Below are 23,180 nucleotides of genomic sequence, written 5' to 3'. Positions count from 1 at the left end.
GAGTGCCAAAAGTGTTGGAAGCCGCCCCGCAAACGGACTCTATCTGGGTTCGTGTTCCCCTGAGACTCTGGGGCCGCCGCCCGTTCGCGCGAACAGCGTTAGCGCCGAGTCGCAGGCTCGCCTATCGAGATCGTGTATGGTCGGTCGAGGCCCTCCCGAGGGGATGTTCTTTAGTAGGGGGTGATCGCACGAAAACCCGATACGGAATCCCGAAAATCTCTGTCGAAAATAGCAAAGCACGATTCTGGTTGGTCCATTGCCACAGCTCGCCCCAATATTCTTTGATCTTGGTGTTCATGGGGTAGGGATGCGATCGGTCGGTGACGGGATCGGTGAGTACGATGACATCGCTTTCAGCCACGAGCCGCAAGGCGTCCTCGCGTGACGTTGCAAAAATGCCGTAGGCGCCATGACCCAACAAGCCATCGACTTCCAGACTCCGATGCAGCAATTCGATGCTGGCAAGTTTGAGCGTGCCGACATTCTCGTAGTCGACCACGCGGTCGGTCGACATTGACAGCCGGTCCAGATTGTTTTCCGCGGCATAGGTCGCAATCGACCTGGCGAGCAGTGTGATACGCTCGAGATCCGCGCGCGGCGCGACGCCCTTTGACGACGTGCCTTTGATTGCAAACGCGGAGACAGCAATGGCCGTCGCCACCGCCGCGACGTTGATCGACCGCGTCCGGGAGAGCTTGAGCACGCCCGGCCAGATCGCTGCGCCGAATAACACCATCGCTAGCAGGATTGGTACGGTGACGATTCCACCGACCACAGGCGACTTGGAAACGTTGGCCGTCAGCGTGGCCACTGGGATCAGCACCGCGATGCCGAGCGCGATAAATTCATGGCCGAATGGGCGCAGTCGCGCAAGCATTTCGCTTGCGGTCAGGCGGTCGCGCCACAGCGACCAGCCCGCGAGCGCGCCGGCGATCAACCACGTCAGCAGTCCGATGTGACCGTACAGGATCGATTTCGGATAATAGAGCAGGTGACCTGCGATGGAGTAGACGCCCAGTTCATGGGCACGAATGTACTTCTCATCCCCGAGTACATGCCCGATCATGTAGTAGCCATAGATGGCGTCGCGTGACAGATAGAGTCGCGGCAAGCAGACGGCCGCAACGAGTCCGCCGGAAAGGAGAATGTTGATGCCACGCCACGTCGCCGAGTTCCGCTCGGGCGCTGAGGCGCGAAGAAGCTCGTATAAGTTGATCGCGAGCAGGGTGCCGAGCGCGATGCCGATGTAAATGACCGTGAAAAAGCGGCTGTAGACCAGTAGGATGCCGGCCAGTGCGACGATGAGGGACCGGCCGGTGTGCCGAAACGCTCCGCACCACACGACGAGGCACGTCCAGATGCCATAAAGGCACATCGCCGAGAAATCGATACGGTAGTCGTAGATCCCGCCTGCAGCTTGAATAACCGTGGCGGATGACAGTAGCAGGGCGATCGCGATCCATGCAAAATCGATGCGGCCGATACACGAACGGACCACGGTAAAAAGCACGAACTGCAAAGCGAGAAAGTACAACAGATTGACGCTCAGGAAAGTCGTTCTGTTCGCGCCGCCGATTAGCGACAGTAGCGCGCCTTGCAGGACAAATGTGGTCCCAGTTGGATTGCCGGGCTGCAGCAGTTCATCGACGAAGGCGCGCGAGCTCTTGGCATGGAATGCGCCGAGCAGATCGTAGGTCGATAGGTAATACGATAATTGATCGAAGCGCGGCGGATAGAACGGTACTACGTCGCGGGCGACGTGCGCGTAGAAAACGATCGCCTCGGCGACAAACAGCGCGATCAGCAGCGCCACATGGATATGCCACCTGAACCCGCATCCTGCGCATGGAGTGATGTCGTTCACGCTTGCGATCCGGATTGCATTGGGGACGGGATGCTGTTGGGCGCAGACCTATCCCAGGATTGCTGCGAAAGCCATCGCGCTGTCGCCCGGGGTGTGAGGTCGCTCAGTATTTCAAGATCCTCAGACGGTGGAGCCAGTGATAGGCGAACTGCCGCGCCAGAAACGGGACGACCGCGCGGTATGTTTCCGATCGTGCCGGAATATGCCCGAGGTGACGGGCGCGAAGCACCTGCATTTCCTCAAGCCCAACGTCCATCATCGCCGAGGTTTTCTGTTCAGCATGGATGCGGAAGCAGCCGAGGAAGCGCGGAAGCCGAACCATTTGAAAACCGGCCTGCTGCGCACGCAGCATGAAATCCCAATCCAGCACAAAACGAAAGCTCTCGTCGATCGGCCCGATCCGATCCCAGACGCGACGCCGCCAGAACATCGTTTCCTGCGGGACGTAGCCGATGTAGTTCAGCGCACGGGCGTCGTGGGTCGGGAAGACAGCGCGACCGATTTCCATGCCGTCGCCATCGATGAAAATCCGTTGCCCGTAGACGATATCGATGTCGGGCCGGCTTCGAAAGACATGCGCGACATAGGCCAGCGTGCCCGGCAACAGTGTGTCGTCACTGTTGAGATAGGCCATGATGTCGCAATCAGCGGCGGCAAGCCGGAAGCCTGTGTTGATGGCGTTGGCTTGCCCGGTATCGGGCTCGCTGCGCCAGCTCAGGTTTGGGCCGTAGCTCTCCAGCAACTCGACCGTCCCGTCCTGCGAGGCGGCGTCCTGAACGTGATAGGACAGTGCGGGATAATTTTGCGCCAGAACACTGGCAACGGTCGCGCCGAGATAATTGCACTGATTGCGGCTCGGCGTCACGATTGCGATCCGTGGCACCGGATCGATCAGCGCGGGCGAAGCGGGAAGGCGATCGTTCCGCAGCGGCCGCGGAGCATATTGCTCGAACGTCGACATCGGTGGCCGCGGCCAGAACCGCCACCGTCTGAGGAATGTTTCGAAGCTCAAATTCGTGCTCTCATGCTGGAGATCTCTTATACTGTACGTCCCCAATCCGGGGCAAGCGCAGCGCAAAGCTTACAAGGCCTGGCGTTTGCTTGGGCTGCATGGGCTGCTAGAAGTTCTTCGCCCACCCGTGTGTACACGGGGGGGGCAAAATGGGAACAGCGCTTGGCGAGTTGGCAGGATGAGTAGCATCGTCATCGGTGCAAGCGGTATTGTCGGCGGCCATATCGTCGATCGGCTGGTGCTCGCCGGCGAAAAGCCGGCGGCGGTGTCGCGCACGTGCCGTGCGGAGCAAAATGTCGCTTGGCTGCAGGCCGATCTTGCCACGCCGGACAGGCTCGGATGGCCTCCTGTTTCCACCCTGTATTGCACAGCTCATGTCGGCTTGCTGGCCGGTGCGCTTCCGCATCTCGTCACGCCGTCCTTGAAGCGTGTAGTGGCGTTTACCTCCACAAGCATCGTCACCAAGATGAATTCCGAACTCGAAGCCGAGCGCGACAGCGTGCGGCAATGGGCCGAGGCCGAACAGCGCCTGATCGATACGTGCACTAAGCTCGGCGTAGCGTGGACGGTGCTGCGCCCGACCATCATCTATGACGAGGGCCGCGACTCCAACATCACGCGGTTGGCGCGGCTGATCGAGAAGTTCGGCTTCATGCCGCTGGCGGGGTCGGGATCGGGCCTGCGTCAGCCAGTGCACGCCCAGGATCTGGCGATCGGCGCGATAGCCGCCGCTGCCAGTCCGGCTGCGGCCAACAAGATTTACGCCATTCCGGGCACGGACACAGTCAGCTACCGCGAGATGATAGGTCGAATTTTTGACGGGCTGAACAAGCCGCGGCGTATCATCCCGGTTCCGCCACTGCTGTGGCGCGCGGCATTCGCACTGGCAAAACCGCTTATCGCCAACGCGAATGTAGCAATGGGTAATCGCATGTCCAAGGACATGATCTTCGACCCGGCACCTGCGATGCAGGATTTCGGCTGGAGGCCGCGCGCGTTTCGTCCGGTTTTCCAATAACAGTAGTGGACATCAGGACGCAAAATGACAAAATCACCACTCGCGCCATGGACGGTGAACAGTTCGACCACCGTGATCAAGAACCGCTGGATCGACCTGCGGGCGGAAGACTGCACGACACCCGCGGGCGTTAGCATCTCACCCTATTATGTCCTGCGCTATCCCGACTGGGCGCACACCGTTTGCCTCGATAGCGTCGACCGCATCTGCGTCATTTCGCAATATCGCCACGGCGCCGCGCGGACGATGATGGAGCTACCAGGAGGCGTCATCGAGGCCGGCGAAGACCCGCTCGACGCCGCAAAGCGTGAATTGCGCGAGGAAACCGGAATTCGCGGTACTCAATGGCGGGCCTGTGGAACCTACCGGACCAACCCAGCCACCCACACAAACAGTGTTCATGTGTTCGCGTGCCGGGTCGATTCCGTGGAGAGCACGGCGTTCGACGCCGCGGAAGACATCCGACAACAGTTTCTGACGCTTTCTGAGCTGCGCGCGGCGATCGACAGCGGTGACTTCGGCCACCTGCTGCATGTCGGCGCGGTGTGCCGCGCGCTGAACCTTATCTGACGCTCCGTCGCTCAGGCCACCGCAACGCCATTGTAACTGTCGAGAACGGCGCTAATGTCGCCGGCCATCTTCACTTCTCCGCGTTCCATCCACACCGCCTTGTTGCACCATCGTCTGCAGATTTCGGTGCTGTGTGACGCGAGCACCAAGATGCCGGCCTGTTCCACGAACGCCTCGACGCGATGCTGCGCTTTCGCCAGAAACCCGGCGTCGCCGGCGAGGATCCATTCGTCCATCAACAAAATCTCGGGCGAGAAGCAGGTGGCGACGGCGAATGTCAAGCGCGTCATCATGCCGGACGAGTAGGTGCGGACGGGAATGTCGAGATAGTCGCCGAGTTCGGTGAATTCGGCGATATCGGCCATCCGCTCTTCGATTTCGCGCGCGGGAAGTCCGAGAATCAATCCGCGCAGGCGGATATTGTCGTAACCGCTGATATCGCCATCGATGCCGAGGCTGATGTCGAACATCGGTGAAATCCGGCCGCAGCTTTTGACCACGCCCGTCACCGGCTCATAGATACCTGCCATGACCCGCAGCAAGGTGGTCTTTCCGGCGCCGTTGTTCCCAATCAGGGCTACGCGGTCGCCGGTCCGAAATTCCATAGAGACGTTTCGCAAGGCCTCCACCGTGATCCGATGGCTTGCGTCGCTGGCCAGCTGTCCGCCGGAGCCGCGAAACAGCAGGCTCTTCTTCAGCGAGCGCGAGCCGCCATGATAGATCGGAAACGACACACTGACGTTGTCGAGCGAGAGCTCGCTGTGCTCGACCGAATGGTTTGCGCTGATTGTCATCGATCTCAAACCCAATAGGAAATGCGCGAACGAAATCGCGCAAAGAACGCACCAACGACCATGAGGTTGATAAGCGTGATCAGTAGGACCGCCAGATAGGTGTTGGCCGATGGCAACTGCCCGAGCAGCGGCGCGCGGACGACTTCCACCAAATGATAGAATGGATTAAACTCGGCGATATAGGATCGCGTGCGCAGCAGTTCTGGCTTCCACATGATCGGTGTGACAAAGAACACTATCTGCACTATCGAATTGATCAATTGCGGGATGTCGCGAAACCGGGCGGATATTATCCCGATCAGGAGCGTGACGGCCGCGCCGTTCAACAGTACCAAAAGAAGGCCAGGGATTGCTAGCAGCGCAACGGCGCCGGGCCAGATCTGAAAGTACAGCAGTACGCCGAAATAGATGACGAAGTTATGCGCGAATATGACGAGTTTGGCCCAGCTCGACCGATAGACGTAGACCGAATAGGGCAGCCTGATCTGCTTGATGTAGGATTCGGCGCCGGTGAAGAGGATGCCGCCTTCGATCAGAAAACTGGAGATCAGATTCCATACCAGCAGACCGACGCATAGGTAGGGGAGGAAGTCGTGGATCGGGGTGTTGAACAATTCAGCGTAAAGCACGCCGAGAGCGATGACCATAATGGCCATGCTCGCGGTCAGCCAGAACGGTCCCAGCATTGACCGACGGTAGCGCTGCAGGATGTCATTCCAGCCAAGCCGCATCCAGAGCGGCCACATGGCCATGCCGGTGCTAAAATCAGACAGTGCCGTGCCGACGGCATAGCCGCTACCGCCGCGCGTCACTAGCCGTGAACGCAGGGGTTTTTGAGGCCCGTCGTCAAGAATCGCAGTCATAAGTTGAACATTCCCGCAGATAGATTTGGCTTGGTTGTAGCGGCCCCTAGGTAACCCATTTGATCCGCGAAAGAAACGTCTCTTGGGTGTTTCACGGGGTTGTGGCGGCACCGCGTTTCGTTCCCAAATGCGGGAACAAAGCGCCTTGCCGGGGGGGGGGACCTGTTGCTGGCTATTGCTGTGCGATGTTACATGAACGAGGGTGGCTAATCCGCCATTGAGAAGTGCTGGAGAGTTGAGGGATGCCGGAAATCGTTGCCGTTCCACCGCAGCAGCTACTGGAACGCATCCTCACGCTCGAAATCGTGCGCGTCACGGAGCGGGCGGCGGTTTCCGCCGTGCGCTTGCGAGGCCATGGCAACAAGATCGCCGCCGACCAAGCTGCCGTCGATGCCATGCGGCGCGAACTCAACAAGATGCCGATCGACGGCACTGTCGTGATTGGCGAAGGCGAGCGAGACAAGGCGCCTCTGCACTTTATCGGCGAGAAGGTTGGCAACAGCAACGGGCCGAAGGTCGGTATCGCCGTCGATCCACTCGACGGCACGACCCTCTGCGCCAAGGGTATGCCGGGTGCGATCGCCACCATGGCGATGGCCGAGGGCGGCACGCTGTTGAATGCGCCCGACGTCTACATGCAGAAGATCTCGATTGGTCCTGGTTACGCGACAGGTGTTGTGGACTTGGACGCGCCGCCTGCGGACAAGGCAAAAAGGCGTCCGGCCTTCGGAGATCACGGCGCTGGTCATGGATCGTCCGAGGGATGCAGACGTTATCGCCGCGGTGCGCAGCACCGGCGCGTCCGTGCGCCTGATCAGTGATGGCGACGTCGCCGGCGTCATCCACACCGCGGATCCGGAAAATAGCGGCGTCGATATCTATATCAGTAGGGGAGGTGCTCCCGAAGGCGTTCTGGCGGCGGCGGCATTGCGTTGCATCGGCGGCTAAATGCAGTGCCGCCTGGTGCTCGACACCGATGAGAAGCGTGAACGCGCTGTCCGAATGGGCGTCACCGACCCGCGAATGATCCTTTCGATCGAGGATATGGTGAAAGGCGATTGCCTGTTTGCGGCGACCGGCGTCACCACGCGCGCTCTGGTGTGGGGCGTCAAACTTCGAAAGTATGTGATCGAGACTGAAACGATTGTAATGTGATCCGTGACCGGAACTGTGCGCATCATCAAGGGCGTGCATCGCCAGCTCGATAAGTTTCATCTTGATTGAGGTTGCTGGCGCTTTGATTACAGGGTGATAACGACCAGCGCCGATAGAATAAGGAACGCGCCGCTAATCCGCCGCGACGATAGCGGTTCGCGATGCAAAATAACGCCGATTGCCATGGCGAACAAAACGCTGGTTTCCCGGATCGTGGTGACTGCTCCGACAGGATTGCGACTTAGGGCCCGCAGGAACACGCAAAACGACAGCAGGCCCAGAATTCCGGAAACGACGACGCGCCATCGGGCCGTGCTGAATTCGCTCCATAGAACGGGACCCCGCAAGATCCTGCTCAGCAACAGGAAGGCAAAACTGTCGAGCACGATGAGCCAGGCCGTGAAGCCAAGCCAACTGCCCATCAGGCGGGTGCCGTAGGCATCGACAGTTGAGTAGAACGCGACGGCAGCGCCTGCGGCCGCCGCCGTCAACAGCAAAGGCCATTGCGCCAAGCGGTGGATTTTTTCCAGCGAGAGCAGCAACAGCCCAGAGGAGACCATGACGATGCCGACGCATTGGTTGATGGACGGCAGTTGATCCAATCCAATGAACGCGATCAGAGTGGCGAACAAGGGCACCATTCCGCGCGCCAGCGGAAACGCCTGGCCGAAGTCGCCGCGGGTGTAAGCGCCAGCCAGGCATAGCTTGTAGGCGATGTGCAGTCCGACCGACAGCAGCAGAACAGGCCATATCTCCGCAGCAGGAAAGGGGACGAACGGAAGCGCCGCAACAGCCCACAGACCCGCAACGGTACCCATTCCCGCTAGCACCGTGATTTGATTTTGCCCGGATTTCACGAGACTGTGCCAGCTCGCGTGCAGCAAGCCGGCGGCCAACATCAGGCTGATGGTCAGAACGTCCAATGCAGCCTCATATGCTTCCGCGAAATGCCGCAATGTGACGCGGAAAGGTTCGCAAGATCAGACGATCGAGCATCCCAACCGGCCGCCATGAGGAAAGCGCCGGGTCAATACCCCGCCGCTTTCCTCAGGCCCTCGCGCAGCAGCGTGTAGCGGAATTCCGGAAAGGCGTGCTGACAGATGGTGGTGTCGAATGGCCGATAACCGTTGTGCGGCATCGGGCCAACACGTGGCGACGGCTCGACGGCGATCGGTTTGCCGGAGATCGCGACCACCGCCTTGGCGATCTCCATAAACGAATGGACATGGCCGGTGACGATATTAAGCGCGCCCACGCTTTTGTGCTGCAGCACCTGGGTGATAAGCTCCGCGACGTCATCGACGTAAACGTGGTCCCGCCGTTCCTCGCCCTCTCCGAACAGGACGATGTCTTTACCCTGCTCAGCCAGGGAGCTATGGCGGAATCTGGGTGATGACGGTGTGAGGAAGGCGGCGTATCGAGGCGGGTGACGAGCCTGCCAGAACCTCTCGAGGAGAGCGATACGCCATGACCGAGACTACCAATGTTCTTGCTTTCCGTCAGCCGTCCGCGGTTGATGATCCACTGACCGATATCGTTCGTGCCGGCGCGCGGGACCTGCTTGCCAGGGCGATCGAGATCGAGGTTGGCGCGTTTCTGGCCAGCACGGCCAATCTGACGCTGCCCGACGGTCGAGCGCGCCTGGTCCGACATGGGCACGGTCCGGTGCGCGAGATTGCGACCGGCATCGGTCCGGTGGAGGTCGCTCGTCCCAAGGTCCGCGACCGCGGAGCGAGCGGGCCAGGCGACCGCCTCCGCTTCAGTTCGGCAATCCTGCCGCTATGGGCGCGGCGGACGAAGAGCCTGGATGCCTTGATCCCGGTCCTCTATTTGCGCGGCATCTCGACCGGCGACTTCCAGGAGGCGCTCTCGGCGCTGCTCGGCAAGGATGCGCCGAACCTGTCGCCTTCGGTGATCGCCGGCCTGAAGGCCGATTGGCAGGTCGAGTACGAACGCTGGCAGAGACGCGATCTGTCGGCGCGTCGCTATGTCTACATCTGGGCCGATGGCGTGTACCTGCAGGCCCGCATGGAAGATCACAGCGAATGCATGCTGGTGCTGATTGGCACCACGCCGGAAGGCAAGAAGGAGCTGATCGGCTTCCAGGTCGGCGTGCGCGAGAGCGCGCAGAGCTGGCGCGAACTCCTGATCGACCTGCGGCAACGCGGGTTACGGATTGCCCCGCAACTCGCCATCGGCGACGGCGCCCTCGGCTTCTGGAAGGCACTGGACGAGGCCTTTCCCGGCACGCGGCACCAACGATGCTGGTGCCATAAAGTGAGCAACGTACTCGACAAGGTCGCCAAATCCGTGCAGGGCCCCATGAAGAACGACCTGCGGAACATCTATCTGGCCCCACACCGGGCCGAAGCTGAAACCGCGATCGACGTCTTCGTCGAGAAATACCACGTCAAATACGGACGTGCGGTGGAGTGCCTGATCAAGGATCGCCATGCGCTGCTCGCCTTCTTCGACTTCCCTGCTGAGCACTGGATCCACCTACGCAGCTCGAACCCGATCGAGAGCGTCTTCGCCACGGTGCGCCACCGAACGGTGCGGACCAAGGGATCGCTGTCGCAACAAACTGCGAAGCTGATGGTGTTCAAGCTCATCGACGCCGCATCGAAGACCTGGCGGCGATTGAAGAGCACGAACCAGTTGCCGAAAGTCATCGCCGGTGTAAAGTTCATCGACGGAATCGAAGTCATTCCGAACACTGAAAGCCACGCCGCCTGATCAGGCCGCGTCACCCAAAATCAGCCATAGCTCTCAGCCAGGCGACGAAACCGGTTGGGGCCGTACCCGTTGTGCGGATCCGATGGACCGTAGATCAGGGTCGGCCGTAAATTGGCCAGCGGCGCGTTGGCTTCCGCGCCAAACGCCAGCTCACGGGCCAGATGCATGGCGCCGTGCAGGCTGGTCGGCGCCATCGGAGAGTTTTCAATGAGTGGGAGAGGGCCATCGGCGTAGACTGCGTCGGAGCTGATGTTGATCACATGGGCTACCTTGACCTTGTCCAGCGCCTCGATGATGGTCGTAACGAGCCGCAAGTTGTCGGCGAGCATACGGCTGTTCTTGACCGGCGCGATCGCTGCCACCGCGACGACAGCGTCGGTGGGGCGCAGGAGGCCTGCGAGGGTCGTCGCGGCATCAATAGCAAGAAGGTCAACCTGCGCACGGCTGAGGGCCAGCGTGGGGACATTCGCGTGCGCCAACCGCCTCACCAACGCCCCGCCGACGAAGCCGCCGGAACCGATAACAACGATCCGTTCGGGAGGCTGCGGGACAGAATTGAGATGGCTGATCATGCTGATGAAGTTCCGATGGCGGTGCCGCATCGACTCCTATAGGAAAAACAGTGCGCGACAATACTGTTCTGCGACGTCCGGCTTCCGCCCAGGAAAGCCTAACGTTTAGGCGTCCGGGGCAAAATTTGCGGGCGGTGCGGTCCGGATCGGCGATTGTTCCTGGTTTACTGTTGGGCTTAGCACGGCGAGCTATGCGGGAAACTGGGTGATGACGGAATGAGATAGGCGGCGTATCGAGGCGGGTGTCGAGCCTGCCAGAACCTCAAGGAGAGCGATACGCCATGAACGAGCATAGCAACATTGTCCCACTGCGTCAGCCCGATGAGATCGACGATCCACTGACGAATATTTTGCGATCTGGAGCTCGGCAGCTGCTTGCGCAGGCTGTCGAGATGGAAGCCGAGGCGTTTCTCGCCGCGATGAAGGGCTTGAAGCTTCCCGATGGCCGCGACCGCCTCGTGCGACACGGCCATGGTCCAGTGCGGACGATCCAGACGGGGATCGGCGCCGTCGAAGTCGCCCGGGTAAAGATTCGCGATCGCGCGGTGACCAGCGATGGCGAGCGGATCCGCTTCACCTCGGCGATCCTGCCGTTGTGGGCACGGCGCACGAAGAGCTTGGATGCACTTTTGCCGGTTCTGTATCTGCGAGGCATCTCGACGGGCGACTTCCAGGAGGCGCTGGCGGCGCTCTTGGGCAAGGATGCGCCGAATCTTTCTCCGGCGGTGGTTTCCAGACTGACGACGGAGTGGCAGCTCGAGTACGAGCGTTGGCAGAAGCGCGATCTGTCGGCGCGCCGGTACGTATACGTGTGGGCGGACGGCGTCTTCCTGCAGGCTCGCATGGAAGACCACAGCGAATGCATGCTGGTGCTGATCGGCGCGACGCCGGAAGGCAAGAAGGAACTCATCGGCTTCCAGGTCGGCGTGCGCGAGAGCACGCAGAGCTGGCACGAACTGCTCGTCGAGGCGAAAACCCGAGGGCTGAAGATCGCCCCGGAAATCGCCGTCGGTGACGGCGCGCTCGGCTTCTGGAAGGCGCTCGACGAGGTCTTTCCCGCCACGCGACATCAGCGGTGCTGGGTGCACAAAACCGCGAATATCTTGAACAAAGTCGCAGTGTCGGTACAGGCCAGCATGAAGAAGGATCTGCGCGAGGTCTATTTGGCGTCCAACCGAGCTTCGGCCGAAGTGGCGATCGATGTCTTTGCCGAGAAATACGGAGCGAAGTACGACAAGGCGGTCGAGTGCCTGACGAAAGATCGCGACGCAATGCTTGCGTTCTACGAATTCCCCGCCGAGCATTGGGACCACTTGCGGACGACGAATCCCATCGAAAGCGTGTTCGCGACGGTCCGGCACAGAACGGTGCGCACGAAAGGTTCGTTATCGTCAACGACTGCCAAGTTGATGGTGTTCAAGCTGCTCTGCGCCGCATCAAAGACCTGGCGGCGGCTGAAAGGCACAAATCAGTTGCCGAAGGTCAGCGCAGGTGTCAGATTCGAAAACGGCATCGAGGTCATCCAAGTGCCGGAAAACCACGCCGCCTGATCGCCTCGTCACCCAAAATCCCGCATAGCTCTTAGCCCGTCCTATTCGTGAGAGTGCGGCTTTTGGGCCCGATTGATGCGGCCGCACATCTTGTCTGACGAGGCGCACAGGATTGCCTTCGGCTTTTCGCCGCCTGACGACCGGTACTTTGCAACGCGCTTGAGGGATGGGTTGGGCGAACGGGGGCGGACGCCCCGCCGGTCAAGGACCGAGCGGCAGCAGCGCGCCGGGCAAGCCGCAGATCAGGTCGGCTTCGGGACATGCCGCGGCAAACGCAAGGCGAATGCGGCTCGTGGTCTCGACGACACGGGCGGCGATTTTCAAGAGCCGAAGACGCAGCGTCGCGAACTCGGCAGCGGCCAATTCCCGGGCTTTGGGAATGGCGTCGCGCACGGTCAGCATCAGCCAATAAGCGGCCGTATGGAGCACGAGACGGACCTGGTTGGCGAGCGCCGAACGGCAGCTGGTGCGATCGGAGGCGAGCTGCGTCTTATGCAGCTTGATCAGATTCTCGGCTTGGCCGCGCGCGCAATACAGGCTGTCGTAGATCCACTCGGCCGAGCCGACATCGAGGCTGGTGACGACGAAGCGGATGTCGAGGCCGAGCATCGTCGCCTCAATACGGGCGACAGTGCGCCGTTCGCGATCCCAGGACTTTGCCTTGTGGCGCGTCTCGGTATAGCCACGCAGAACCGGCAGGTTCTCGATGGCGCGTCGCGTGCGGATGTCGTCGGCGACCTCGTCGACTTTTCTGGCGAGAGGCTTGGTGCCGGACAGACCGAAGATGTAGTCGATGCCGTTGGTCTCGCACCACGCCATTGCCTCCGGCCGGGCATAGTGCCCGTCGCCACGGAACGTAATTTGCGTGTTGTGCCATCGCGTCCGGATATGCCGTACCAGGCGGCGCAGATGGGCACGCACCTCGACGCCGCCCGGCGTCTTGCCGGGCCGCAGCACGACGGCCACGGGCCGGCTCTTCTCCGTGTCGTAGACGTGGATCGGCAGGAAGCAGCGTTCGTCATAATGAGCGTTGAACAGCGAGAGCTGCTGATGGCCGTGGACGACGTCGCAGGTATCATCGATGTCGAGCGTGACGGATGCCGGCTCGCGCGGGTAGCTATCCATCCATGCGTCGACCAAAGTGTAGGTCAGCCGGATCACGTCGCGCAGGCGCGGAGCATTCTCCAGCCGCGACAGCGTCGGCTGGGAACACAAATCCCGGCCCGTGTCCGGTAGGCGACCGCAGGCCAGTTTGAATGCCGGATCGGACCTCAGATGATCGAGGTCGTCGGCGTCCTCGTAGCCGCAGCAGATCGCGAACATGCGAGCGCGGAACATATCGACCAGGCTGTGCACGACCCGCGTCGGATCGCGCCGATCCGGGAACACCCGGGCCAGATTGTTGGCCAAACCGAGACGCCGCTCGGCCATCGCCAGAAGCATCACGCCCCCGTTCGAGGTTAGGCGCCCACCATCGAAGGCAGCTGTGACTTTCTTGGCGTGAACGGCTGGAAACGAGAAGGGCGGAATCGTATCGTCGGTCATGGCGGGCGTGGCGTTCGCGGTTGGAGGTGATGGGGTTGGCTTCGCAACCGAATCCTACGCCGCATCAGCGCTTTACCCCTCAGGCGCACTCTTACGAATAAGACGGGTTAAGTTGAAGAAAGATTGAGTGACTCCCGATCATTTCTGTGCCGAAACGTGGAGTCGCGGTCGTGCCGCGTCCAAAGAAACCGGCGCGAGCGGCCTATTAGACGCGGTAGGTGCTCAGCCTCCGAAACGAGACTATCAAGCATGAAGAGATCGAGCGCGAGGCAGAGGTTTTATTTGTGTTGAATTCTTGCTTCTCGATAGTGGTCTGAAATCGTATCATCGGTCATGGCGGGCGTGGCGTTCGCGGTTGAAGGTGATGGGGTGGCTTCGCAACCGAATCCTACGCCGCATCAGCGCTTTACACCACGCTCGCCAGCCTCTCAGGCGCCCTCTCGCGAATAAGACGGGCTAGCGTCATTTCCGTTCTGGGGACGAACCCAAAGCAGGAAAGCCCGGTCGAACTGAGCGCCCCGGAAAAGCTGTGGGCTTCCAAGGTCCTGAAGGCAAAACAGGTTTCTTTCCCTCGGTATTGACACCGTTTCTACCGCACCCTAAGCACGCGAGTCGTGGCGGATGGGGTCCGATGCATCTTCCAGCGCTGGCAGTGATACATTTCATTGAGGGGGTTCCGTTGGCTGATATGCATTTTGCTCGAGCTGCTTCGTCCCGCCGCAACTCTCCAGCCTCGCCAAGCGCCGAAAAGATGGTCGATCTGCATCGCGCTCTGCTGCGCGTGCGAATGACCGAGGAGACGCTGGCAGGCCGTTACCCGGAACAGGAGATGCGCACACCGACGCATTTCGGCACCGGCCAGGAGGCCGTTTCGGTCGGCGTGTGCTCGGCGCTTGGCGAGGGCGATATGGTCTATACCCATCATCGGTCCCACAATGCCTATATCGCGCGCGGAGGCAGCGTTTATGAATTGGCAGCCGAGCTTTATGGTCGCGCAGATGGTTGTTCGCTGGGGCGCGGCGGATCGGTGCATCTAACCGCCCGCGACAAGGGCTTCATGGTGTCGTCGGCAATCCTTGCGGAAACCGTAGCCACTGCGGTTGGTACAGCTCTCGCATTCGCCATGGATGGCAAGTCCAACGTAGCTGCGTGCTTCTTCGGCGAGGGAACGCTGGATGAAGGTGCGTTTTACGAGGCAATCAACTTCGCCTCCATCCGCAAGTTGCCAGTCGTCTTCGCCTGCGAGAATAACCTCTATGCAACCGAAAGTCCGCTGTCGGTCCGTCAGGCCGAAGGCTCGGATCTGTGCGAGCGAGTGCGAGCATTCAAGATCACCAGCGAGCGGGTAGACGGGAACGATGTAGCAGCGGTCTATGATGCGGCACTATGCGGGGTCGAGCAGGCCAGGACCGGCTGTGGCCCAGTTTTCCTCGAGTGCATGACCTATCGCTGGCGCGAGCATGTCGGTCCTATGATGGACCACGATGCCGGCCGCAGCTACCGCAGCAAGGCCGATCGATGCCTGGGTCGCCCGGGATCCGGTGCAGCGGTCCGCCGCCCGATTGGTCGAACAGGGGCTCGCAACGGCAGCCGAAGTTGAAGGCTGGGCGGTTCAGACCAGGGCCGAGGTCGAGGCGAGCGTCGAGCGCGCCCGTCACGCGTCGTGGCCGAAAGCTGAGACCCTCTTCGAGAACGCGTAACGTTTTTCAATCAATCCGAGCGAGTTCATGCGCACACTCAGCTATGCCGAGGCGATTTCCGAGGGCACCGTTCAGGCAATGGAACGGGATCCGACCGTGTTCATCGCGGGCATCGCGGTCGATTATCCGTCGGGTATCTTTGGCACCACCACCGAAGCGTTCAAGCGCTTTGGCAAAGCCCGCGTGTTCGATACGCCGGCGATGGAAAACGCGCTCACGGGCATCGCGATTGGCGCGGCGGCGGTCGGCAAGCGTCCGATCATCGTGCATCCGCGTAACGACTTCATGTTCCTGGCGTTCGATCAGCTGATCAACCTCGCGGCGAAATGGAAGTACATGTACGGCGGCCGCGCCGGAACCGTTCCGATCGTCGTCCGTGCCGTCGTCGGCAGAGGCTGGGGGCAGGGCGCCACTCACTCGCAGAGCCTACAGGCGCCGCTCGCGCATTTTCCCGGCCTTACTGTGCTTATGCCGACTTCGCCCAATGACGCCAAGGGATTGATGATGGCGGCGCTACAGTACGATGAGCCCGTGGTCATTCTCGAGCATCGTTCACTGTTCGGTCTGAAGGGCGAGGTTCCCGAGGAGCCGTTCGTCGTCCCGATCGGCAAGGCCGATGTCGTCCGGGCTGGAACCGATATCACCGTTGTCGCGACCTCCTTCATGACAGTCGAGGCGCTCCGCGCCGCCGAGGAACTGGCCAAAGACAGGATCTCACTCGAAGTCATCGATCTCCGTTCAATCCGCCCGCTGGACGAAGCGACCATTCTGGCATCGGTCAAGAAGACCGCCCGTCTCATCGTGACCGATACAAGCTGGGAGATGTGCGGCGTCGTCAGCGAAATCGCCGCTCTCGCAGCCGAGAAGGCGTTCCACAGCCTCAAAGCGCCAGTCCGACGCATTGCGTTGCCGAATTGCCCGGCGCCGGTGTCGCAGGCTCTGGAAGAAGTTTTTTATCCCAAAGCGTCGACCATCGCGAAGGCGGCGCTGGTCATGCTCGGCCGGACCTCGTCCAGTCTTGGCAAGATCGACCTGGTTGATGATTTCAAGGGACCATACTGATCGACTGGTAGCTGTCTGCTGCGGGAGACACGACCATACTCGCAAGTTCAGTTGAGGGATCTTCGTGAAGCGATCCGCGACCATGACCGGCGCGGCCTCCGTCTTTGCGCTGGTCGTTGTTTTGATATTGGCGAACCCTCCCAACGCCCATGCACTTCTATTCGGTGGCGGCATGCGCGACGGGCTGTTTGGCTTGGCGATGGTTGCGCTCGCCCCGTTGATCAGTGTCGTTCAAATCGGTCTCGGGACGGCGCTGGCGCATCGTTTCGCAAGCGTCGCTGCGCTACGTGAACCATGGCTGCTCTGGCTCTGCGGAAGCGGGCTGCTGAGCCTGATCGGCGTAGCGATCGCCGCGGCAGGTTTCGTCAATCCTTGGGTCTGCGGCAGTATGCTCATTCTTGGCGTTGCCTGTGCCGTCGCTTCCGGCGCTTGCACCGACGTGCTCAACCGACTGATCGCATGGACGAGACTCGAGGACGTTGCGTCCAGCAAGCCGGCATTTGCTGTTGTCCGTCTCGGCATCGTCGCCGCGCTGGTCCTGATCGGTTTGCGGGCCGCAACGGGGGAGCTCAACGATACCGACGTCGTGCAGTTCTACTGGGGTTGGCTCAACGAGGTCCGGCATCTCGGTGGCATACACCTGTCACCAGCTTTGCCGATGGTTCAGGATTTTACGGCAGGCCGCGGCAACGGCGCCTATTTGCTGCTTGCCGGCATCGCGCCGGGGCTGGTGAGCCACGTCGTTTCGGCCGCTTACTGCGCGATGTTTGCCGTCGTGCTGCGCGCCTTCGTGCTGCGGATTGCCGCGGATGCGTCATCGCCGCTCAGGCCGCCGTTACTGCTGGCTGCGGAGGTGGTTTGTCTTGCCAGTCTCTGGATGATTCCCGGGTCGGTGGCTTTCGGCAAATACCATCTGCAGTTTGCCGCATGGGCTCTGGGCTTTCTGCTGGCTTGCCTTCAGATCGCCAGCGAGGATGTCCGTGCGGCACGGACCTGACGCCTCATGTTGCTGCCCGTGGCCGTCGCCATACCTATTGGGCTCGCGCAATTCGAAGCCTTCATCGCCCTGGTTGTCATCGTCGCGGTGGCTGCTGCGCCACATCGGTGGCTGGCGACGCGCCGGCTGTTGCCGCTGCTGATCGTGGGATGTGCAAGCGCAGCGCTCGCACTGCTGGCCAACTGGCTATTCCTCGGAATACCTGACCTCAATCCATTTCCGCTGTTTGAGCGATTCATTGCGGAGCAGAGGTTTGGTCTGTGGACCAGCAGGCTGCAGCAATACTATATCAACTACATCGGGGGCGGTGTGCTGACATTGAATGCCGGCAACAGCGTGGGCAAGCTGCGCGAATTGCGCTCGCTGGCAAGCGACATCAGAGCCGATCTCATTCCAATTATACTTGGGTTTACGGGACTCGCTGTGGCGGCGATCACCGCCAGCATTCCGATGCGCCGGTCATGGCGGCAAGGGCTGTCCTTGGTGCTCGGCGCGGCCCTTGGCTACGGACTTTTTCGCACCTCATTGCTCGTCACCTTCTCTGATCTGGCGCTGTCGCCCGCGCTCAACCGGGTCGTGCTCTATGCAATGGCGGCCGTCGCCTATCTGTTGGCCGTTCGCTCGTTCCGCGTTGCCGCGTCCCGGCCGTTTCTGTACGGCCTGCTTAGCTACTGGCTGATCTGCGCTGGATTTATTCTTGTGTTTCATTCCGGCAGTATGGACCGGCTCATGCGTCATGCGGACGTCGTCGGCGTCGCGCTGGTACTGGTGGCGTTGGTATGTCTGGTTGAGAGCTGGCCCCGGTTGTTTGGACAGCGCCCCGCTGGATTTAAGTGGATTCCTGCCGGGTTATGCTGAACGCGGGGCTTTACGGTTTTGTCGTTGCGTCGGGAGGGCGTAGCCCGACCAGAGCGACGACAAAACCGTCGGCGACGGTCATGCGGCCATCACCATAGCTTGCGTGCCGAAGTAAGCCTCGTCGGGCGTGCGCCCGTCAAGGCTCGAGTGAGGGCGTCCCTGATTGTAGAAGGCCAGATACTTGGCAATTGACGCTCGCGCCTCGGACACGCTGTCGTAGGCGCGGAGATATACTTCTTCGTATTTGACCGTGCGCCAGAGCCGCTCGACAAACACGTTGTCGCGCCAGGCGCCCTTGCCGTCCATGCTGATGGCGATCTTCGCGTCCAGCAGCACATCGGTGAACTCGAGGCTGGTGAACTGGCTGCCCTGATCCGTGTTGAAAATCTCGGGCCTGCCGTGCTTCGCCAACGCCTCCTGGACCGCTTCGACGCAGAAGGCCGCCTCCATTGTGATCGAGACGCGATGGGCCAGGACCCGTCGGCTGAACACATCGACGACCGCCGCGAGATAGACGAAGCCACGCCGCATCGGAATGTAGGTGATGTCCATTGCCCACGCATGGTCGGGCCGCTCGATCTTCAATCCGCGCAACAGGTACGGGTAGATCTTGTGACCCGGAGCCGGCTTGCTCGTGTTCGGGCGACGATAGACCGCCTCGATCCCCATGCGCTTCATCAGCGTCGCGATGTGGCGGCGACCGGCGTATACGCCCTCCCGCCGCAGCAACGATCGCAGCATACGCGCTCCCGCGAAGGGATAATCGAGATGCAGCTCATCGAGCCGACGCATCAAGGCAAGGTCCTCGGCCGAAACTGGCCGAGGTTCATAGTAGACCGTGCTGCGAGCCAGCTTCAGGACCTTCGCCTGGCGCACGATAGAAAGATCATGATCGCGGTCGATCATCGCTTTGCGCTCAGCAGGCCCGCCTTGGTGAGCGCGCCGGACAAAAAATCGTTTTCCAACGCCAGCTCGCCGATCTTGGCATGTAACGCCTTCAAATCGACCGGCGTCTCGGCCGATGTCTTGTCATGCCCAAACACGCCGGCGGCGCCTTCCAGGAGCTGGTTTTTCCAGATCGTGATCTGGTTCGGATGAACATCAAACAGTTGCGCCAGCTCCGCCAGTGTCTTGTCGCCTTTGACCGCAGCCAAAGCAACCTTCGCCTTGAATGCCGGAGAATGCGTCCGGCGGCTCTTCTTCGTCATCTTCGCTCCTGATTCGCAGCAAGAATCCTCGCCGCTGTCAGGCAGAAAATCCACTCAAGCTACTGTCCGAATTTGCGGGGCCAGCTCTGTTGGCCGTCTTACGGCATTCGCTTTGCCAATCCGCGCTACCGAGGAGATGTGGGGTTTTCGCCTGCGCGCCAGTGCCGCGGTGCCGATCCTGCTGGTGGTGGGCGTCGCCTTTTCAGTCCGCGCCGCTGTGTCGACGGCGGCGGTGGATCCGCCGCGCCATTTGCTCGCGAGCGCGCTGGGATTGCAGGGGCGCGCGGTCGGTTTGACCAATCCGATGGCAAAGTTCGAACGCTGCTATGAGATCGCGCGCAGTGTCCCCGCCGACACCCGCGTCCTGTTCTTGAACGCCTATACAGCGATGGCCTATTGCAACAACGCGGTCCTGCTGCCGCGAACCATGATCGTGACCCCGCACGCATCCGAGTTCGCACGCGACCTTGCGACGTCGGCATTCGCCGACGCCGACACGGTCGAGCAGACCATGCGCCATCTGCATATCGACTACTTCCTGGTTCTGAAGGGGGATTTTGAATTCTGGGCTTCGGGCCTGTCCGCGCCGTTCCGTCCGGGCGAGCTGGAGCGTCGTTTCGATCTGCTGACGGAAACACCCCCGCGGGTCACTTCAAATTCCTCCGGGTGTGGTCAGTCAAATTCCTCCACCCGCGAGGCAGGACAAGGGACTGTTAGTTTGAGTTTGTTTCCCGGGCAAGAGCTTCAGCGGCTTCTTTGAGCCGATAGCTGCGTCCGTCGAACTCAAGCAGATGGCAATGATGCATAAGGCGATCGAGGATCGTCGTGCTCATAGTGTTGTCCCCAAGGTATGCCCCCCAATCCTGCACGACGCGATTGGAGGTGACGATGACGCTGCGGCGCAGTTTGTAACGCTGATGGATCAGGGTCTGCAGCAAAGTGCCGGCGTCGTCGGGGATGGCGCGTGCGAGGAATAGATCGTCCAGCACGAGGAGATCGCAGTCGATGATGGTTCGCAGCCGGACCTCGCGTTGTGCCGGAGAGTTCAGGGCGTAGCGGTGGAAGAAGTCGTCGGTCTCAAGATACTGGACCTTGTGGCTTTGCAGGATCGCCTGATAGGCAATCGCCTTGGCGATGTGCGACTTCCCGGTGCCAGGTTTGCCAACAAGCAGAGCGTTCTCGCCAGCGGCAATGAACGCCAGGGTGTGGAGCTGGAAGCAGGTCTGACGTGGCAGTTTGGGATTGAAGGACCAGTCGAACTCGGCGAGCGTCAGCTTTTCGTCGAGCCCGGATTGCTGGTATCGCCGCTCGATAAGACGGGACTGACGACGGTCCAGTTCATCCTGCAGGATAAGGGAGAAGGTCTCGAGGAAGGGCTGGTTGGCGCCCTGCGCCTGGAGCACGCGCGTCTGCAGCGTGTCGCGGACACCCGACAGGCGCAGCTGTCGTAGGCAACGCTCAATTTCCGGCATGGTCATCATGTGGCTAGGTCTCCAGTTTAAGGTGAGAAGGTGCAGCGGGAGCGCTCGTGGCGCCGGAGTTGGCCGGGGTTGCGCAGGCGACACGAGCGCGGATTGCCGTGGCGTGATCGTCGTGAGCCTCGGCCTGCCGACCATTGTCGTCGGCGTCGCGCCGCACAGCGCGGCTGAAGAGGTCGCCGTATTCCGCGGGGGTACGGATCAGCGGATGATCCTGGGTGAGCGGCGATGCCGGCTGTGGCGTCACTCCAACCTGCTCGATCGCCTGTTCGAACAACCGCTCGACGGTCGCACGCACGTGCTTGTAGCGGTAGATGCGGTTGTCGATGGCGTGCGCGCAGGCCTGCTCGACCAGCCGCGCCGGATACTTCCGGCCCAGCCCGACAATGCCCCACATCGCGCGCTGTCCGGGGCGCCCTTCGGTGTCGAACACCTGCTGGCACAAGGCCCTGGTCTGCGGTCCGATGCGCTCGGCGCTCGCCAGCAGCACGGCGGTTTGCCGCGACGGGTTGAACGGCCGTTCGCTGGTCGGCAGGACGACAGAACCGGGGTGCGCCATCCGGGAATGAACACGCAGCAGCGCACGGGTGTGGCGATCACGGATCTCGATCGTGGTGGTGTAGATGCGCACGACGACCTGGCTGCCGATCGGCGCGGGCCGCGCGGCGTAATAGCTGTTGTCGACGCGTACGGTGGTGTCGTCGCAGACAGTCCGGACGACTTCGGTGAAGATGCGGAAGGGAGCGACAGGCAGCGGCCGCAGGTGCGGCTTCTCTTCCTGGAACATCGCCTCGACCTGACGGCGCGTGCTGCCGTGGATGCGTTTGGAAGCCCAGTTCTCCTCCCAGTGCCTCAAGAACTCGTTTTGCGCCTCCAGCGTCTCGAAGCGCCGTCCGGCCAGCGCAGTGCCCTGGGTATGTTGAATCGCATTCTCGACGCATCCTTTCCGATTTGGATCGGCCACGCGCGCGGGATCGGCGACCACGGCGTAATGAGCCAGCATCGCGCTGTAAATCGGGTTGAGCTGGGGCTCGTACAAATCCGGCTTGAGGACGCCTTCCTTCAGGTTGTCGAGCACGACATAGCTGGGGACCCCGCCAAAATACCGGAACGCCTCTTCGTGGAGCTGCGCCCAGACTTGTTGGCTGGACTTCCAGACTACCCGCCGGAAGCTGCGCCGCGAGTAGCGTAGCGTCATCACGAACAGGCGGGGACGACGGTACCGCCCGCTCTTCGGATCAACCGTCGGCGCGCCCTCGCCATAGTCGACCTGAGCTTCCTCGCCGGGGAGGAACTCAAGACGATCAAACTGCTCAGGATCAGCGTGCCGCAACCGGCGCACAAACCGCTTGACACTCTGGTAGCTGGACGGAAAGCCAAATTGATCAACCAGGTCCTGGTAAATCGCCTGCGCGTTCCGCTTCAGCCGGACCTGTTCTTCGATCCACGTCCGATGCGCTTCGCAAGCCGAACGGGCCAGGCTGCTGGTGACCGTCGCTTCCGATGTCCCAAAAGCCGGTGGTCGGGGTGGAGGAATTTGGCCGTCCGCGCTCACCGAGCCGGTGGTCACTTCCCCGGGGGAATTTGCCTCCGCACCGGCCCGCAGCGCCTGATAACGCCGGATCGTCTTGCGATCGACACCCGTCAGCCGGTGAATCTCGCGCTGGCTGGTGTTGCGATCAAGTAATGTAAGTACGGTGCTTTGCAGATGTCGCTTCAAGACGTTCAACTCCCCGGCCCCTTGCTGGCTAAAGGGGTCGAACATAAACGTCCTGCCTGACCGGCTACTGCTGTTCAGCGGCGCTGACGGCGATCATCAGGTGGGGGAGTTTCAAGTGACCATACCCGGGGGATTTTGACCGACCCACGGGGACACCGTCGTTCTACGTTCTGACCTGGCGCGGCCGCGGACGTGCCATCCCTGCCGAAACGCTTGCGACGATCGCGGAGCGGCGCAGGTTCGGCATTCAGCAATCCGGTTTCATGGCGCGGAATGAATTCGTCAGTCAGTGGCGGGCGATGGCCAATCTTGGGGCTGATCGACCGAAGTATCAGCTCGGCGCGCGGCTGGATTTCAGTTCAAGCGGCTGGTCGGCGCTCTATGCCGATCATGGGTGGTACGCGGCGGAGCCGCACGGTACCTGGACTGTAAACGGTACGAGAGGCCCACGGAGCCACGGACTTGGTGCGGACGGCCT

At 61.2% G+C, this 23,180-nt stretch carries 21 protein-coding genes and 1 pseudogene; 11 read left to right on the top strand and 11 right to left on the bottom strand.

What is annotated here, in order from left to right; genetic code table 11:
* Positions 1-121 precede the first annotated feature (121 nt).
* Both ABIF91_RS01095 and ABIF91_RS01090 read right to left on the bottom strand, forming a co-directional pair.
* Entirely contained in the window at positions 122-1,813 is a 1,692-nt protein-coding gene (locus ABIF91_RS01095) for a hypothetical protein (RefSeq protein ID WP_028181425.1), read from the bottom strand.
* A 154-nt stretch (positions 1,814-1,967) separates the two neighbouring features.
* Complete coding sequence (locus ABIF91_RS01090) at positions 1,968-2,825, bottom strand: glycosyltransferase family 2 protein (RefSeq protein ID WP_051393987.1); 858 nt, start codon at positions 2,823-2,825, stop codon at positions 1,968-1,970.
* A gap of 229 nt (positions 2,826-3,054) precedes the next feature.
* Between ABIF91_RS01090 and ABIF91_RS01085 the strand changes: the two genes are divergently transcribed.
* Positions 3,055-3,894 carry an SDR family oxidoreductase gene (locus tag ABIF91_RS01085; protein WP_028181426.1) on the top strand — a complete coding sequence of 280 codons (840 nt, stop codon included), beginning with the start codon at positions 3,055-3,057 and terminating at the stop codon, positions 3,892-3,894.
* Positions 3,895-3,918: 24 nt separating this feature from the next.
* Positions 3,919-4,464, top strand: coding sequence for an NUDIX hydrolase (locus tag ABIF91_RS01080; RefSeq protein ID WP_063829385.1), 546 nt, complete (start codon positions 3,919-3,921; stop codon positions 4,462-4,464).
* 11 nt (positions 4,465-4,475) lie between these two features.
* On the opposite strand, the gene ABIF91_RS01075 is transcribed toward ABIF91_RS01080, so the two are convergent.
* Together ABIF91_RS01075 and ABIF91_RS01070 are read right to left on the bottom strand one after the other, a co-directional pair.
* Positions 4,476-5,258 carry an ABC transporter ATP-binding protein gene (locus ABIF91_RS01075; RefSeq protein WP_035718483.1) on the bottom strand — a complete coding sequence of 261 codons (783 nt, stop codon included), beginning with the start codon at positions 5,256-5,258 and terminating at the stop codon, positions 4,476-4,478.
* A 5-nt stretch (positions 5,259-5,263) separates the two neighbouring features.
* Positions 5,264-6,121, bottom strand: coding sequence for an ABC transporter permease (locus ABIF91_RS01070; RefSeq protein WP_080660026.1), 858 nt, complete (start codon positions 6,119-6,121; stop codon positions 5,264-5,266).
* Positions 6,122-6,363: 242 nt separating this feature from the next.
* Here ABIF91_RS01070 and glpX point away from each other — a divergent pair.
* Positions 6,364-7,345, top strand: a pseudogene (gene glpX, locus ABIF91_RS01065) (class II fructose-bisphosphatase).
* 17 nt (positions 7,346-7,362) lie between these two features.
* Here the strand turns inward: glpX and ABIF91_RS01060 are convergent.
* Positions 7,363-8,199, bottom strand: a complete 837-nt coding sequence (locus ABIF91_RS01060) for a DMT family transporter (RefSeq protein WP_028181429.1) — start codon at positions 8,197-8,199, stop codon at positions 7,363-7,365.
* A 104-nt stretch (positions 8,200-8,303) separates the two neighbouring features.
* The gene (locus tag ABIF91_RS01055) at positions 8,304-8,738 is read right to left on the bottom strand and encodes an NAD-dependent epimerase/dehydratase family protein (protein WP_080660027.1); all 435 of its coding nucleotides are present in this window, start codon (positions 8,736-8,738) and stop codon (positions 8,304-8,306) included.
* Between the two features lie 5 nt (positions 8,739-8,743).
* Between ABIF91_RS01055 and ABIF91_RS01050 the strand changes: the two genes are divergently transcribed.
* Complete coding sequence (locus tag ABIF91_RS01050) at positions 8,744-10,012, top strand: IS256 family transposase (RefSeq protein ID WP_038952271.1); 1,269 nt, start codon at positions 8,744-8,746, stop codon at positions 10,010-10,012.
* A gap of 20 nt (positions 10,013-10,032) precedes the next feature.
* On the opposite strand, the gene ABIF91_RS01045 is transcribed toward ABIF91_RS01050, so the two are convergent.
* Positions 10,033-10,584: an NAD-dependent epimerase/dehydratase family protein gene (locus ABIF91_RS01045; RefSeq protein ID WP_284279101.1), complete on the bottom strand. Its 552-nt coding sequence runs from the start codon at positions 10,582-10,584 to the stop codon at positions 10,033-10,035.
* A 281-nt stretch (positions 10,585-10,865) separates the two neighbouring features.
* Between ABIF91_RS01045 and ABIF91_RS01040 the strand changes: the two genes are divergently transcribed.
* Positions 10,866-12,134: an IS256 family transposase gene (locus ABIF91_RS01040; RefSeq protein WP_014497957.1), complete on the top strand. Its 1,269-nt coding sequence runs from the start codon at positions 10,866-10,868 to the stop codon at positions 12,132-12,134.
* Between the two features lie 201 nt (positions 12,135-12,335).
* Here ABIF91_RS01040 and ABIF91_RS01035 read toward each other — a convergent pair whose 3' ends face one another.
* The gene (locus ABIF91_RS01035) at positions 12,336-13,679 is read right to left on the bottom strand and encodes an IS1380-like element ISBdi2 family transposase (RefSeq protein ID WP_208086440.1); all 1,344 of its coding nucleotides are present in this window, start codon (positions 13,677-13,679) and stop codon (positions 12,336-12,338) included.
* Positions 13,680-14,430: 751 nt separating this feature from the next.
* Between ABIF91_RS01035 and ABIF91_RS01030 the strand changes: the two genes are divergently transcribed.
* The 5 genes from ABIF91_RS01030 to ABIF91_RS01010 all read left to right on the top strand — a co-directional run bounded on the left by ABIF91_RS01030 (position 14,431) and on the right by ABIF91_RS01010 (position 18,296).
* Entirely contained in the window at positions 14,431-15,279 is an 849-nt protein-coding gene (locus ABIF91_RS01030) for a thiamine pyrophosphate-dependent dehydrogenase E1 component subunit alpha (protein WP_424578698.1), read from the top strand.
* The gene (locus ABIF91_RS01025; RefSeq protein WP_424578697.1) at positions 15,221-15,379 is read left to right on the top strand and encodes a hypothetical protein; all 159 of its coding nucleotides are present in this window, start codon (positions 15,221-15,223) and stop codon (positions 15,377-15,379) included. Before ABIF91_RS01030 ends, ABIF91_RS01025 begins: the two co-directional genes overlap by 59 nt.
* A gap of 27 nt (positions 15,380-15,406) precedes the next feature.
* Complete coding sequence (locus ABIF91_RS01020) at positions 15,407-16,441, top strand: alpha-ketoacid dehydrogenase subunit beta (protein ID WP_424578696.1); 1,035 nt, start codon at positions 15,407-15,409, stop codon at positions 16,439-16,441.
* Between the two features lie 82 nt (positions 16,442-16,523).
* Positions 16,524-17,438: a hypothetical protein gene (locus tag ABIF91_RS01015; protein WP_424578695.1), complete on the top strand. Its 915-nt coding sequence runs from the start codon at positions 16,524-16,526 to the stop codon at positions 17,436-17,438.
* 6 nt (positions 17,439-17,444) lie between these two features.
* The gene (locus ABIF91_RS01010) at positions 17,445-18,296 is read left to right on the top strand and encodes a hypothetical protein (RefSeq protein WP_424578694.1); all 852 of its coding nucleotides are present in this window, start codon (positions 17,445-17,447) and stop codon (positions 18,294-18,296) included.
* Between the two features lie 78 nt (positions 18,297-18,374).
* Here the strand turns inward: ABIF91_RS01010 and ABIF91_RS01005 are convergent.
* Positions 18,375-19,504 (bottom strand): IS3-like element ISRj2 family transposase gene (locus ABIF91_RS01005; protein ID WP_129557670.1). Its coding sequence is split into 2 segments (ribosomal slippage): positions 18,375-19,252 and positions 19,252-19,504, totalling 1,131 coding nucleotides; the frame shifts between segments, so codons are not numbered across the junction.
* 169 nt (positions 19,505-19,673) lie between these two features.
* Between ABIF91_RS01005 and ABIF91_RS01000 the strand changes: the two genes are divergently transcribed.
* The gene (locus tag ABIF91_RS01000; RefSeq protein WP_424578693.1) at positions 19,674-20,264 is read left to right on the top strand and encodes a hypothetical protein; all 591 of its coding nucleotides are present in this window, start codon (positions 19,674-19,676) and stop codon (positions 20,262-20,264) included.
* Here the strand turns inward: ABIF91_RS01000 and istB are convergent.
* Complete coding sequence (istB, locus tag ABIF91_RS00995; protein ID WP_038952109.1) at positions 20,218-20,985, bottom strand: IS21-like element IS1631 family helper ATPase IstB; 768 nt, start codon at positions 20,983-20,985, stop codon at positions 20,218-20,220. The two genes, ABIF91_RS01000 and istB, sit on opposite strands and share 47 nt — an antisense overlap.
* A gap of 4 nt (positions 20,986-20,989) precedes the next feature.
* Positions 20,990-22,747, bottom strand: coding sequence for an IS21-like element IS1631 family transposase (gene istA, locus ABIF91_RS00990; RefSeq protein ID WP_100214066.1), 1,758 nt, complete (start codon positions 22,745-22,747; stop codon positions 20,990-20,992).
* Positions 22,748-23,180 lie beyond the last annotated feature (433 nt).

The sequence above is a fragment of the Bradyrhizobium sp. USDA 241 genome (genome assembly GCF_049739505.1).
In the GTDB taxonomy this organism is placed as follows: domain Bacteria; phylum Pseudomonadota; class Alphaproteobacteria; order Rhizobiales; family Xanthobacteraceae; genus Bradyrhizobium; species Bradyrhizobium liaoningense.
This window is presented reverse-complemented; position numbering and strand designations above follow the sequence as displayed.